Origin of the sequence: Psychrobacter sp. 16-MNA-CIBAN-0192 (genome assembly GCF_040309565.1) — a bacterium.
Lineage (GTDB): Bacteria > Pseudomonadota > Gammaproteobacteria > Pseudomonadales > Moraxellaceae > Psychrobacter.
In genome coordinates this window covers 1-249 of the sequence record NZ_JBEOOX010000562.1, presented here as the reverse complement: position 1 = coordinate 249, position 249 = coordinate 1, and the positions used below count along the sequence as shown (strand labels likewise).

The 249-nt window shown below is 41.4% G+C and carries 1 pseudogene; it reads left to right on the top strand.

The features are described 5' to 3' along the window. Window positions 1-249: pseudogene (locus AAEY78_RS14380) on the top strand (glutathione S-transferase family protein); the annotation flags it as partial.

Here is a 249-nt window from a genome sequence, read left to right as displayed (position 1 = left end):
GGCTTTGACGGTGCTGACAGTGATCCTATTAATTATGCCCAATTTGCTCATCAACTTTATACCAAAGCAGACCCTCAATTTACCGGACGCGCGACTGTACCTGTGCTTTGGGACAAAAAAACCAATACTATCGTTAATAATGAGTCTGCTGATATCTTACGTATGCTAAATACCGCTTTTACAGAACTCGTGCCAAATTACGTTGACTTGTTTCCAAAAGAGCTTGCTGATGATATCGAAGCCCTAAAC